Genomic DNA, 12,575 nt, shown 5'->3' on the forward strand with positions numbered 1-12,575 from the left:
CACCGGACCGGGACAACGACCCAGCAGTGGGTCAACCAACGGCTCAACATCATTGCCAACGACGGCAGCTACGCGGCGACGAGCCAGAAGTGGCTGGGCCGCGTTGTCGGGCCGTGACTCCCGCGCGGATTTAGTGGCATAAATTCCCAAGGTGCCCGATAGTCATAGCAACGAGCGAACGCCATTGTCACCAGAGGTGGTTTATGCCTGACGACTCCAAGCGCGCGTGACATGCGCCGCCACATCATCGTCAGCGGCGACGACGCGCTGGCCACGACCATCATCGAGGAACTCAACAACGCCGGCGTCAGCGTCGGGAAGCTCGACAGCCCTGCCGGGCTCGCGGCGGTGGGCATCGATCACGCCGTCGCGATCGTCTGCGCCGGTGACGACGACGCGGTGAATCTCGAAATCGCTTTGCTGGCAAGGAGAGCCAATCCACGCGTGCGGGTGGTGGCGCGGCTGGCCAACGACGTGTTGCGCGAAGCGATGGCCGACGACAACGGTCCGGGGGCGATACTCGACGTGGCCGAGCTCGCGGCGCCCTCCGTCGTGGAGGCCTGCCTCGCCTACACCACGCACCCGTTCGAGGCGGCGGGCATCGAGTTCGTGGTGTCGGGCGCCGACGTCCCCTATGACGCGACGCTGCGCGAGATCTACGGCGACCTGGCGCCGGTGGCGGTGATCCACGGCAAGGACACCGCCGATCCGGGTGCGGTGGTGCCGTGCCCGGGCCGCGACTTGCGGGTGAGCGCCGGCGATTGGACGGCGATGATCGGCACCGTCGACCAGCTCGCCGGCCGCGGCATCAAGGTCCCACGGCCCGCGCCGACGCGCTACCGGCGGCCGTGGCCGCGCCGGCTGATCGACGCCGCGCGTTCGCTGCGCAACGACGTCAACCCGATGTTTCCGCGCGCGTTGCTGGCCGCCGCGTGCCTGCTGGCAGGTTCCACGATCGTGCTGCGCTTCAGCTATCAGCGCCCGGGCATGCAGTGGATCGACGCGCTGTACTTCAGCACGGAGACCATCGCGACGGTGGGATACGGCGACTTCAGCTTCGTCCAGCAGCCGACCTGGCTGCGGCTGTTCAGCGTCATGTTGATGTTCGCGGGCGTCATGACCACCGCGATCCTCGTCGCGTTCATCGCCGACCTGCTGCTCTCGCGCCGTTTCGCCTATTCCGCCGGCCGCCGACGGGCCCAACACCTGCGCAACCACGTCATCGTCGTCGGGCTGGGGTCGTTCGGCAGTCGCGTCGTCGCCGATTTGGCGCGGGCGGGGTATGACGTCGCGGTGATCGAGCTGGACGAGAACAACCGCTTCCTGTCGGTCGCGGCCGAATTGCACGTGCCGGTGATCTTCGGGGACGCCACGCTGCGCCAGACGCTGGAATCGGCCGGCGTCAAGCACGCGCGCGCGGTCGCGGTGCTGACCCAGGACGACATGGTCAACATCGAAACCGGCATCGTCCTGCGCGAGATGCTGGGGCCGCGGGTGATGCCCGAGGTGCACCGGCCCGACGTCCCGCTGGTGCTCCGGGTGTACGACCGCTCGCTGGGGGCCGCCGTCGCTCAGCGGTTCGGCTTCGACAACGTGCGGTCCACCGTCGAGCTGGCCGCACCCTGGTTCATCGGCGCCGCGATGGGCCTGCAGGTGCTGGGGACGTTCTCGGTCGGCCAGCGCTCGTTCATGGTGGGCGGGATGCACGTCGCCGCCGGGAGCGAGCTCGACGGGCTGCAGATGTTCGAACTCTCCACCCAGACCCGCGTCATCGCGATCACCCGCGACGATGCGCCGGTCAAGCTGCACCCCCGCCGCGACGCGCGCCTCTGCGCCGGGGACACCGTCTACGTCGTCGGCCCCTACCGCGAGCTGCTGGCGACCCTGCGCAAGGGCCAGCCGCCCCAGCAACTGGCCGTCGGGGACAAGCTGCCGCCGAAAGCGGAGGCGAGCTGAGCTCAGCCCGCCGCGTTGCGCCGTCGCGCCAGTTCCTGCCTGGATGCCACAGTCACCGGGTGATCGGCGCCGAGTAGCCGCGCCTCCTTGTCGACCAGCGCCTCCCACGCGGCGACCCCGTCCGTCACGCCGACGCGCTGCGGCGCCCACAGCGTGAGCATGTGCCGGGCCGTCAACGTGTGGGCGTGCTGGGGTCCGAGCTTCTCCCCCAATTCACCGAGCAGCGCCTCGAGTTCGGCCACGGCCCCGGGGATATCTGACGCCCGGCCCCGCCATATCGCCAGCAACAGTCGCGCGCCGAGAGTGTCGGCGTGGCCGTCACCGACCAGCCTGCGCCGCGCCCCGAGCACCTTGTCGCCCTCGGCCATCGCACCCACGAGATCACCGATTTCCCAACGCTTCTCGGCGAGCTTCTCCCGAGCCGCCAAGGTGTTTTCGTGGTCTTCGCCCAAGACCCGCTGCGCGTCGGCGAACAGCCGCAACCAGTCGGTCAGCGACGACAGCGGGTCGCGCCCGAGCCGATTCGCCAGCAGGTGGCGCGCGGTCAGGGCGCTGAGGTGATCGGGGCCGAGCACGTCGACGAGGTCGGGCACCAGCCGCTCAAGGTCGGCGTAAGCGGCGTCGTCACCGGCCCGAAGCCGCAGGGTCGCCAACGACATTCGCACTTCCAACACGTCGGGGGGCCGTTCACCCCACGCCGCCCGGCAGACGTTTAGCAGCTCCTCGGCCTGCCCCGCGGCGCCCGCGAAATCGCCTCTGCCCGCGCACTCCGCGACAAGCCGCGCCATCTCGGAGAGGTCTGGCTGACTCATGCCGCTAATGAAATCGCCCGCCTCCGGACGTGGCAACTCACCTACAGCCGGGCCGCAACGTCGGCCGCGCGCCGGAGCTGGTCGACGTCGTCACTCGTCGGGATGAGCTGCACCTCATCGGTGCCGATCTGCTCGAATTCCCGCAAGACGTCGAGGAGTTCGTCCTCGCTGCCGGCCCAGCCGGTCATCGGCGCCATCGCGTCGACGAACTCGGCCGGGATCCAGTTCATGTAGCGGCGCAGGTGCCGGTGCACCTGCGCGCGCGCCTGGGCGGGTGCGCCGAACGCGAACCAGAACGACGTGACCAGGTGCGGCTTCGGTTTGCCGGCCTGCGCCCAGGCCCGCCTGGCCACGTCGAACAGCTCGCCCTGCTTGGCGATGTCGAGGTCGAGCGTGGTTCCGGCCAGCCCGTCGGCCCACTCCGCGGCGCGTTCGATGGTCTTGGGCCCGATGCTGCCCACCAGCAGGGGCGGGCCGCCCGGTTGGACCGGCGACGGCCCGACCGGCAGCACCGACTCGGTGATCTTCTCCCCGGCCCAGACCCGTTTCATCACGGCCACGCGCTCGGCCATGCCGCGAATGGTTTGGGTCGCCGGGTCGGCGCCGACGGCGTGATAGTCCTCGTGCCGGCCGCCCACGCCGACGCCGACCGACAGCCGCCCGCCGCACAGCACGTCGCCGGTGGCCAGCGCCTTCGCCAGCATGACTGGGTCGTGCAACTGAGGGACGATCACGGTCGTCAGCAACCGGACGCGGCGGGTCCAGGCCGCCAGCGCCCCCAGCAGCGTCAGGTTGTCGGGGTTGTCGAACGCGATGCGCTCGCCCCAGCACAACGAGGAGAAGGGGCCGTCGTCGATCGCGCGGGCCCAGTTCTCCAGCACCGCCGCATTCAGGTCCGGCTCCATCACCGGCATGGTCATCGCTACCTGCACGACGGCGATTCTGGCATGTCGGCGATGTCCGGTGGCAGCATGACCGGATGGGATTGACCAGCACCTCCATCGCGCACGTCCGGCTCACCGTCACCGACATCGAGCGGTCGCGACGGTTCTACGAGAGCGTGTTCGGCTGGCCGGTGCTGTTGGAGCTTCCCGAGAACGCTGACGAGGCCACCCGCAAACAGCTGAGCTTCCTGTTCGGCGGGGTCATCTACGACCTGGGCGGCACGCTGCTCGGGCTGCGCCCGGTGGCGACCGACCGATTCGACGAGGATCGCGCCGGCCTCGACCACATCGCGTTCCGGCTGGGCAGCAAGGCCGAATTAGACGCGGCGGCAGTCCATCTCGACGAAGTCGGCGTCGAGCACGAGCCCGTCAAGGACATCGGGCCGTCCTACATCCTGGAGTTCCGTGACCCCGACAACATCGCCCTCGAGCTCACGGCGCCCAAGTAGACGGCCGCTTTGCCCGGCGAGCGGCCGCAAAATGACGGCGGTTACGGCGTGTCGGCGTACCGACACGGTCGCTCGCGGGGGCGATGGAGAGGGGTAGAGAGGAAGCATGGGCATCAGCTTCAACCACACCATCGTCGCCTCACGGGACAAGCGGAAATCGGCCGAATTCCTCGTGGAGCTGTTCGGCCTGCCGGAGCCCAAGCCGTTCGGGCACTTCATGGCCGTGCGACTCGAGCATGGCGTCACCCTCGACTACGCCGACGCCCCCGAGGGTGAGGAGATCCGGCGTCAGCACTACGCGTTCCTGGTCTCCGAGGAGGACTTCGACGCGATCTACGGCAAGATCCAGACGCGCGGCATGCGGCACTGGGCGGATCCGCGCCAGCAACGGCCCGGCGAGGTCAACCACAACGACGGCGGGCGCGGCGTCTACTTCCTGGACCCGTCCGGGCACGCCATGGAGATCCTGACCAGGCCGTACGGGTCGGGCGGCTAGTCACCGCCGCGCGGCGACCCGTGCCGCGTGCGCTCCTGGCTGCGGTAGTCGTCGGCCAGCCGCGCGACGTGGTCGGGCAGCTTGCCGGCCGCGACGTCGGCCAGCGTCGTCTCCTCGAGCACCGACCGCATGCTGGCCCGCAAGGCGCGCCACACGTCTGCGAGCGGCGCGGTGGGGCCCGAATAGGGCAGGTCGCCGAGCCCGATGTCCCGGACGCTGGCCAGCGGCCCGTCGATGCAGCGCAGGACGTCGGCGATGCTGATCTGATCCCCGGGGCGCGCCAGCTCGTAGCCGCCTTCGCGGCCACGATGGCTGCGGACCAGGCGGTCGGTGCGCAGATTAGTCAAGATGTCGACCAGGAACTGTGGCGGGATGCTCTGCGCCTGGGCAAGGTCGTCGGTCTTGACCAGCGTGCCGCTACCCACCGTGGCGAGTTGCACCATCGCCCGCACGGCGTACTCGGCCTTCGCTGACATGCGCACAACTGAGGATTGTGCCACCCGGGCGGGCCGGACCCGCCCGCCGCGTTAGGCGCGCGACCGGATCAGGTCGACGATCCGTTGCGCCTGCTCCTCGAGCGTCTCGGCGGGGGTCAGCCGCAGTTCGGGAGTCACCGGCGGCTGATACGGGCTGTCGATTCCGGTGAACTGGGTGATCTCGCCCGCGCGCGCTTTGGCGTAAAGGCCCTTCGGGTCGCGCTTTTCGCATTCCTCGATCGGCGTGTCGCAGAACACCTCGACGAAGTCCAGGCCGGCGTCGGCGTGCACCTTGCGGGCCAGCTCCCGTTGTTCGGCCAGCGGGCTGATCGCCGGCACCAGAACAACCTGGCCGGAATCGGCGAGCAGCGCGGCCACATGCGCGAGCCGGCGCAGGTTCTCCGCCCGGTCGGCCATGCTGAAACCCAAGTCGGCGTTCAGCCCATGGCGCAGGTTGTCGCCGTCGAGAACGTAAGCGGGAGTGTCGCTTTCGAGCAGCTTCTGCTCGACCAGCATGGCCACCGACGACTTGCCGGAACCGGACAGGCCGGTGAACCACACCGTCCTGCCCCGCGTGCGCGCCTCGGCGACGGCGGACGAGCTGTGGCGGACGGTGTTGGGGCTGGCGGCCTGCGCGGTGACGTCACGCAGCACCATGCCCGCCGCCACCGTGCCGTTGGTGTTGGGGTCGATGAGGATGAACGAGCCGGTGCTCGCGTTGCGGGTGTACTCGTCGAGCAGCAACGGCACCTGGGTGCGCAGCGAGACGCGGCCAAGTTCGTTGAGCTGCAACGCCGTTGCCGTCTTGTCCCGATGCAGGGTGTTGACGTCGAGCCGGTAGTCGAGCCCGGTCATGCGCGCCCGGGTGGTGCGGGTGGTGTGCTTGATGAGGTAGTCGCGGCCGGGCTCGAGCGTGGCGCCGTCGGCCATCCAGCACACGGTCGCGTCGAAGTCCTGGGCGACCCTGGGCTGGTTGTTGGTGCGGGCGATCATGTCGCCGCGCGAGATGTCGATCTGGTCCGCCAGGCTGATCGACACGGCCATCGGCGGGAACGCCTCGTCGACGGGCCCGTTGGGGCCCTCGATCGCGGTGATGCGGGTGGTCTTGCCGATCGGCAGCACCACCACCTCGTCGCCCGGGCGCATCACCCCGCTGGCCACGGTGCCGGCGTAGCTGCGGTGGTCCTGATGCTCGAGGGTGTGTGGGCGGATGACGTACTGGACGGGGAATCGCACGTCGACCAGATTGCGGTCACCGGCGATGTAGACCTCCTCGAGGTGTGACAGCAGCGACGGCCCCTCGTACCAGGGTGTCTGGTCCGACTTGGTCACCACGTTGTCGCCGTGCAGCGCGGAGATCGGGATGGTGGCGACGTCGTGCACGTCCAGCCGTGCGGCGAAGGCGTGGAATTCGTCGCGAATCGCCTCGAATTTCTCGCTGTCCCAATCGATCAGGTCCATCTTGTTAACCGCGAGGACGATGTGCCGGATGCCCAGCAACGACGCGAGGAAGGCGTGCCGGCGGGACTGCTCGAGCAGGCCGTGGCGGGCGTCGACCAGGACGATCACCAACTGGGCCGTCGACGCGCCGGTCACCATGTTGCGCGTGTATTGGATGTGGCCGGGGGTGTCGGCGATGATGAATTTCCGCTTGGGAGTTGCGAAGTAGCGGTAGGCGACGTCGATGGTGATGCCCTGTTCGCGCTCGGCCCGCAGCCCGTCGGTGACCAGCGCCAGGTCCGTGTAGTCGTGGCCGCGCTCCTTCGAGGTGCGCTCCACCGCCGCCCACTGGTCCTCCATGACCGCCTTGGAGTCGTAGAGCAGCCGCCCGATGAGCGTGGACTTGCCGTCGTCGACGGACCCGGCCGTCGCGAGCCTCAATAACGTTGCCATCAGAAGTAACCCTGCCTCTTGCGGTCTTCCATTCCGGCCTCCGAGATCCGGTCGTCGGCGCGGGTCGCCCCGCGCTCGGTCAGCCGGGACACCGCCGTCTCGGCGATGACCTCCGATACGGTGGCGGCCTGCGACTCGACGCACCCGGTGCACGTGACGTCACCGACGGTGCGGAACCGCACGGTCGCCTCGAAGACACGCTCGTCGGCGCGGGGCTGCATGTGCCGGTGCACCGCCAACAACATGCCGTCGCGGCTGAACACCTTGCGCTGGTGGGCGAAATAAATGGACGGCAGCTTGACCTTCTCCGCGCCGATGTAGGACCAGATGTCGAACTCCGTCCAGTTCGACAGCGGGAACACGCGGATGTGTTCGCCCTTGTGGTGCCGCCCGTTGTAGAGGTTCCACAGCTCGGGCCGCTGCGACTTCGGGTCCCACTGCCCGAACTCGTCACGGAAGCTGAACACCCGTTCCTTGGCCCGCGCCTTCTCCTCGTCGCGGCGCGCCCCGCCGAATGCGGCGTCGAAGTTGTTTTCCCGGATGGCCCGCAGCAGCGTGACCGTCTGGATCGGGTTGCGCGACGGGATGGTCTCGACTACGCGGCCGGCGTCGATGTCGTCCTGCACTGAGGCCACCACCAGGCGCACCCCCGCCTCGGCGACCAATTCGTCCCGGGCGGCGATCACCTCGTCGAAGTTGTGCCCGGTGTCGACATGCATGACCGGGAACGGCAGCCGTCCGGGCCGAAAGGCCTTGAGCGCCAGGTGGAGCATGACGATGGAGTCCTTGCCGCCCGAGAACAGCAGCACCGGTCGTTCGAACTCCGCGGCGACCTCCCGAATGATGTGGATGGCCTCGGCCTCCAGCGAGCGCAGATGGCTCAATTCGTACTGGCCTACGGCAGGCCCGGCTGTCACAGCGTTGGTCATGGGGATCCTGTCATGGTTATTCCGGTAGGTTTGACCAAGTTAACGATTATTGTCATCAATAGAATCAGCAGGGCTGGCCGATGTCAATGACGAGTCGCGCGAGCAGGGAGGCCACCCCCGCGCGAGCAGGGGGGACCCCGCGCGAGCAGACGCAAAATCGCCCAAATTCGGGCCGAATTAGGTGATTTTGCGTCTGCTCGGCAGAGGGCGCGGCGAGGGAGGCAACGGTGGGCTAGAGGATGACTTCATCCAGCTTGCCGGTGGCGACGTCGAAGATGAAGCCGCGAGCCGAGACATGCTTGGTGACGAAGACGCTGTTCTCGATGCGACGCAGCGACTGCCGGACGTCCTCGGCCACATCCGGGAAGGCTTCGGCCGCCCAGGGCGGTTTCACCCCGGCCTCTTCCTGGATGGCGCGCTTGAAGTCGTCGTCGGTGAAGGTGAGCATCCCGCAGTCGGTGTGGTGGATCAGGATGATCTCTCGCGTGCCGAGCAGCCGCTGGCTGATCGCGAGGGAACGGATGACGTCGTCGGTGACGACGCCGCCTGCGTTCCTGATTACATGGGCCTCCCCCTCGTTCAGGCCGAGGACGCGGTAGACGTCGAGCCGGGCGTCCATGCAGGCGACGACGGCGACGTGTTTGCTCGGGGGTAACGGCAGGGGGCCGTGGAACGCGCTCGCGTACTCGGCGTTGTTGGCCAGGTAGTGGTCGGTGACGGTCATACGCGCTCCTCGGGACTCGCGGCACCGATTTGCCGGATCGCGGGTGCCGCCGAGGATCTTAATTTCCGCCCACCCGGAATTCACCCTTCAGAATCAACGGAATCGCAAGGATCGGGCGACGGTACCCGGCCGGGTCGCGCCCGGCTGGTTAACCTGTCCCAATGCGACACGGGCGACGCGGTCGGGCATGACTCGATTCCTCGCGCGCCGGCTGCTGAACTATGTGCTGCTGCTGGCCTTGGCCTCGTTTTTGACATACTGCCTGACGTCGTTGGCGTTCTCGCCGCTCGACACCCTGCTGCAGCGCAACCCACGGCCCCCGCAGGCCGTCATCGATGCCAAGGCCCACGCGCTGGGGCTGGACGTGCCGATCCCGATCCGGTACCTGCACTGGGCATCCCACACCCTGCAGGGCGACTTCGGAACCACCATCACCGGCCAGCCCGTGGGCGGCACGCTGTGGCGCCGCGTCGGCGTCACCCTGCGGTTGCTGGTCATCGGCTCGGTGGTGGGCACCGTGCTGGGCATCGCCGCGGGCGCGTGGGGCGCGATCCGCCAATACCACCTCAGCGACCGCGTCGTCACCATGTTCGCGCTGCTGATCCTCAGCACCCCGAGCTTCGTCATCGCCAACCTGCTCATCCTCGCCGGGCTCCGGACTAACTGGGCCCTCGACGCTCACCTTTTCGACTACACCGGCGAGACATCGCCCGGCGTGACCGGAGGCGTCGGATACCAATTGCTCGACCGGTTACGGCACCTCGTGCTGCCTTCGCTGACCCTTGCCCTGATCGGCGCCGCCGGGTACAGCCGGTACCAGCGCAACGCCATGCTCGACGTCCTCGGCCAGGACTTCATCCGCACCGCCCGTGCCAAGGGACTCACCCGCCGGCGCGCCCTGCTCAAGCACGGGCTGCGCACCGCGCTGATCCCGTTGGCCACGCTGTTCGCCTACGGGGTGGCGGGCCTCGTCACCGGGGCGGTGTTCGTCGAGAAGATCTTCGGCTGGCACGGCATGGGCGAATGGCTGGTACAAGGCATCTCGACGCAGGACACCAACATCATCGCCGCGATCACGCTGTTCTCCGGCACGGTGGTGTTGCTGGCCGGGCTGCTCTCCGACGTCTTCTACGCCGCCCTCGATCCCAGGGTGCGGGTCTCATGAGCGCCCACGGGATTTCGGGTTCGGAGGTGACGACATTCACGTCGCGCCGCACGCTGGTGCTGCGCCGGTTCGCGCGCAACCGGATCGCGGTGGCGTCGCTGGTCCTGCTGGTGTTGCTGTTCGTCGGCTGCTACGCGCTGCCCCCGGTGCTGCCGTATTCCTACGAGGACCTGGACTTCAACGCGCTGCTGCAGCCCCCCAACGGGAGTCACTGGCTGGGCACCAACGCCCTGGGCCAGGACTTGCTGGCGCAGATCCTGCGCGGGATGCAGAAGTCGATGCTGATCGGCGTGTGCGTGGCGTTCATCTCGACGGGCATCGCCGCGACCGTGGGATCGATCGCGGGCTATTTCGGCGGCTGGCGCGACCGGGCGCTCATGTGGCTGGTGGACCTGCTGCTGGTGGTGCCCGCGTTCATCCTCATCGCCATCGTCACACCGCGAATCAAGAACTCGGCCAACATCTTGCTACTCGTCCTGCTGCTGGCCGGGTTCGGCTGGATGGTGAGCTCACGCATGGTGCGCGGCATGACCATGAGCCTGCGTGACCGCGAATTCATCCGCGCGGCAAGGTACATGGGCGTGTCCAGTCGCCGGATCATCGTCGGGCACGTGGTGCCCAACGTGGCGTCAATCCTCATCATCGACGCCGCGCTCAACGTCGCTTCGGCGATCCTGGCCGAGACCAGCCTGAGCTACCTCGGGTTCGGCATCCAGCCGCCGGATGTGTCGTTGGGGACGCTGATCGCCAACGGCACCCAGTCGGCCACCACCTTCCCGTGGGTATTCCTGTTTCCGGCGGGGGTGCTGGTGCTGATCCTGGTGTGCGCCAACGTGACCGGCGACGGTCTGCGCGACGCGCTCGACCCGGGCAGTGGGCCGCGCCGATGAGTGCCCTTCTGGAGGTCAGCGGCCTGGAGGTCGACTTTCCGGGCGACGGCCACCCGGTGACGGCGGTGCGGGGCATCACCTACCGCATCGACCCGGGCGAGGTGGTGGCCATGGTGGGCGAATCCGGCTCGGGCAAGTCCGTCTCGGCGATGGCCGTCGTGGGCCTGCTGCCGCAGTATGCGACGGTGCGCGGCTCGGTGCGCCTGCACGGCACGGAGCTGCTGGGCCTCGCCGACGGCGCGATGTCGCGGTTCCGCGGCAAGACGGTCGGCATGGTGTTCCAGGACCCGATGTCCGCGCTGACGCCCGTGTACACCGTCGGTGACCAGATCGCCGAGGCGATCGAAGTCCACCAGTCCGGGGTCGGCAAGAAGGCGGCCCGCCGGCGGGCCGTGGAATTGCTTGAACTCGTGGGCATTTCGCAGCCGCAGCGGCGCGCCCGGGCCTTCCCGCACGAGCTGTCCGGCGGCGAACGCCAGCGGGTGGTGATCGCGATCGCGATCGCCAATGACCCGGACTTGCTCATCTGCGACGAACCCACCACCGCGCTCGACGTCACGGTGCAGGCGCAGATCCTCGAAGTGCTCAAGACGGCGCGCGACGTGACCGGCGCCGGCGTGCTGATCATCACTCACGACCTGGGGGTGGTCGCGGAGTTCGCCGACCGGGCGCTGGTGATGTACGCCGGGCGCGTCGTCGAGTCCGCCGGCGTGGCCGATCTGTATCGGGACCGCCGGATGCCCTACACGGTGGGGCTGCTGGGTTCGGTGCCCCGGCTGGACGCCGCGCAGGGCACCCGGCTGGTGCCGATTCCGGGGGCCCCTCCGTCGTTGGCGGGCCTCGCGCCCGGCTGCCCGTTCTCTCCGCGCTGCCCGCTGGCCATCGACGAGTGCCGCGCCGCGGAACCGGGGTTGTTCGAGGTGGGAGCCGGGCACGGCGCGGCATGCATCCGCACCGACGAGGTCGACGGCCGCAGCGCCGCCGACATCTACGGCATCAACACCGACGCGGGCCCGGCCTCCTCGGGTGACTCGCCGGTCGTCGTGCGGGTGCGTGACCTGGTCAAGACCTACAAACTGACCAAGGGCGTCCTGTTTCGCCGCGCCGTCGGCGAGGTCCGCGCCGTCGACGGCGTCAGCTTCGAGCTGCACCAGGGGCGCACCCTGGGCATCGTCGGCGAATCCGGTTCGGGCAAGTCGACCACCTTGCACGAGATCCTCGAACTGACCGTCCCGCAGGCGGGTTCGATCGAGGTGCTCGGCGCCGACGTCGCCACGTTGAGTCCGAGGTCGCGGCGGTCGCTGCGACGCGACATCCAGGTCGTCTTCCAGGACCCGGTGGCGTCGCTCGATCCGCGGCTGCCCGTGTACGAGCTGATCGCCGAACCCTTGCAGGCCAACGGCTTCGACAAGGGCGACACCAACACCCGCGTCGCCGAATTGCTCGGCATCGTCGGTTTGACCCGTGCGGACGCGGTCCGCTACCCCGCCGAGTTCTCGGGCGGGCAGAAGCAGCGCATCGGCATCGCGCGGGCGCTGGCGCTACAGCCCAAGATCCTGGCGCTCGACGAACCGGTCTCCGCGCTCGACGTCTCCATCCAGGCGGGCATCATCAACCTGCTGCTCGACCTGCAGGAGCAGTTCGGCCTCTCGTATCTGTTTGTCTCGCACGACCTCTCGGTGGTCAAGCACCTCGCGCACCAGGTGGTGGTGATGCATGCCGGTCGGATCGTCGAACAGGGCGACAGCGAGCGGGTGTTCGCCGATCCGCAGCACGAGTACACGCGGCGGCTGCTGGGCGCGGTGCCGCAACCCGATCCGGGGAACCGTGTCTGACCGGGG

Annotated in this window: 11 protein-coding genes and 1 pseudogene; 6 read left to right on the forward strand and 6 right to left on the reverse strand. The window is 68.6% G+C overall.

The genetic code is table 11. The features are described from left to right. Window positions 1-231: 231 nt before the first annotated feature. Entirely contained in the window at window positions 232-1,956 is a 1,725-nt protein-coding gene (locus G6N56_RS09880) for an NAD-binding protein (RefSeq protein ID WP_085255498.1), read from the forward strand. A 2-nt stretch (window positions 1,957-1,958) separates the two neighbouring features. On the opposite strand, the gene G6N56_RS09885 is transcribed toward G6N56_RS09880, so the two are convergent. Both G6N56_RS09885 and G6N56_RS09890 read right to left on the reverse strand, forming a co-directional pair. Beyond that, window positions 1,959-2,768 (reverse strand): tetratricopeptide repeat-containing protein, encoded by an 810-nt coding sequence (locus G6N56_RS09885; protein WP_085255499.1) that lies wholly within the window; start codon window positions 2,766-2,768, stop codon window positions 1,959-1,961. A 41-nt stretch (window positions 2,769-2,809) separates the two neighbouring features. Further along, window positions 2,810-3,688, reverse strand: coding sequence for an LLM class flavin-dependent oxidoreductase (locus tag G6N56_RS09890; protein WP_085255500.1), 879 nt, complete (start codon window positions 3,686-3,688; stop codon window positions 2,810-2,812). A gap of 59 nt (window positions 3,689-3,747) precedes the next feature. On the opposite strand from G6N56_RS09890, the gene G6N56_RS09895 reads away from it, so the two are divergent. Together G6N56_RS09895 and G6N56_RS09900 are read left to right on the forward strand one after the other, a co-directional pair. Next, a complete protein-coding gene (locus G6N56_RS09895; RefSeq protein ID WP_085255501.1) occupies window positions 3,748-4,161 on the forward strand; it encodes a VOC family protein in 414 nt (137 codons plus the stop codon). 106 nt (window positions 4,162-4,267) lie between these two features. After that, window positions 4,268-4,657, forward strand: a complete 390-nt coding sequence (locus G6N56_RS09900; RefSeq protein ID WP_085255502.1) for a VOC family protein — start codon at window positions 4,268-4,270, stop codon at window positions 4,655-4,657. Here the strand turns inward: G6N56_RS09900 and G6N56_RS09905 are convergent. The 4 genes and pseudogenes from G6N56_RS09905 to G6N56_RS09920 form a co-directional block, all read right to left on the reverse strand. Continuing rightward, entirely contained in the window at window positions 4,654-5,139 is a 486-nt protein-coding gene (locus G6N56_RS09905) for an Rrf2 family transcriptional regulator (protein ID WP_085255503.1), read from the reverse strand. The two genes, G6N56_RS09900 and G6N56_RS09905, sit on opposite strands and share 4 nt — an antisense overlap. A 45-nt stretch (window positions 5,140-5,184) precedes the next feature. After that, window positions 5,185-7,026 carry an adenylyl-sulfate kinase gene (gene cysC / locus G6N56_RS09910; protein ID WP_085255504.1) on the reverse strand — a complete coding sequence of 614 codons (1,842 nt, stop codon included), beginning with the start codon at window positions 7,024-7,026 and terminating at the stop codon, window positions 5,185-5,187. Continuing rightward, window positions 7,026-8,011, reverse strand: a pseudogene (cysD, locus tag G6N56_RS09915) (sulfate adenylyltransferase subunit CysD). The gene cysC and the pseudogene cysD overlap by 1 nt, the downstream one beginning before the upstream one ends. Window positions 8,012-8,187: 176 nt before the next feature. Further along, window positions 8,188-8,679 (reverse strand): beta-class carbonic anhydrase, encoded by a 492-nt coding sequence (locus tag G6N56_RS09920; RefSeq protein WP_085255506.1) that lies wholly within the window; start codon window positions 8,677-8,679, stop codon window positions 8,188-8,190. A 187-nt stretch (window positions 8,680-8,866) separates the two neighbouring features. On the opposite strand from G6N56_RS09920, the gene G6N56_RS09925 reads away from it, so the two are divergent. From G6N56_RS09925 to G6N56_RS09935, 3 genes are read left to right on the forward strand one after another with little or no spacing between them, the layout of a single operon-like run. Then, a complete protein-coding gene (locus tag G6N56_RS09925) occupies window positions 8,867-9,844 on the forward strand; it encodes an ABC transporter permease (protein WP_085255507.1) in 978 nt (325 codons plus the stop codon). Window positions 9,845-9,870: 26 nt separating this feature from the next. Then, a complete protein-coding gene (locus tag G6N56_RS09930; protein WP_142280576.1) occupies window positions 9,871-10,734 on the forward strand; it encodes an ABC transporter permease in 864 nt (287 codons plus the stop codon). Beyond that, window positions 10,731-12,569, forward strand: a complete 1,839-nt coding sequence (locus G6N56_RS09935) for a dipeptide ABC transporter ATP-binding protein (RefSeq protein WP_085255509.1) — start codon at window positions 10,731-10,733, stop codon at window positions 12,567-12,569. The genes G6N56_RS09930 and G6N56_RS09935 overlap by 4 nt, the downstream gene beginning before the upstream one ends. The last annotated feature ends 6 nt before the right edge of the window (window positions 12,570-12,575 follow it).

It is taken from the genome of Mycobacterium saskatchewanense, assembly GCF_010729105.1.
In the GTDB taxonomy this organism is placed as follows: Bacteria; Actinomycetota; Actinomycetes; order Mycobacteriales; family Mycobacteriaceae; genus Mycobacterium; species Mycobacterium saskatchewanense.

Bases quoted from the DNA above. Each gene is read 5' to 3' on its own strand.
- G6N56_RS09890 (WP_085255500.1), bottom strand. From the start codon at position 3,688: ATGACCATGCCGGTGATGGAGCCGGACCTGAATGCGGCGGTGCTGGAG.
- G6N56_RS09920 (WP_085255506.1), bottom strand. From the start codon at position 8,679: ATGACCGTCACCGACCACTACCTGGCCAACAACGCCGAGTACGCGAGC.
- G6N56_RS09880 (WP_085255498.1), top strand. From the start codon at position 232: ATGCGCCGCCACATCATCGTCAGCGGCGACGACGCGCTGGCCACGACC.
- G6N56_RS09895 (WP_085255501.1), top strand. From the start codon at position 3,748: ATGGGATTGACCAGCACCTCCATCGCGCACGTCCGGCTCACCGTCACC.
- G6N56_RS09935 (WP_085255509.1), top strand. From the start codon at position 10,731: ATGAGTGCCCTTCTGGAGGTCAGCGGCCTGGAGGTCGACTTTCCGGGC.
- G6N56_RS09900 (WP_085255502.1), top strand. From the start codon at position 4,268: ATGGGCATCAGCTTCAACCACACCATCGTCGCCTCACGGGACAAGCGG.
- G6N56_RS09885 (WP_085255499.1), bottom strand. From the start codon at position 2,768: ATGAGTCAGCCAGACCTCTCCGAGATGGCGCGGCTTGTCGCGGAGTGC.
- G6N56_RS09925 (WP_085255507.1), top strand. From the start codon at position 8,867: ATGACTCGATTCCTCGCGCGCCGGCTGCTGAACTATGTGCTGCTGCTG.
- cysC (WP_085255504.1), bottom strand. From the start codon at position 7,026: ATGGCAACGTTATTGAGGCTCGCGACGGCCGGGTCCGTCGACGACGGC.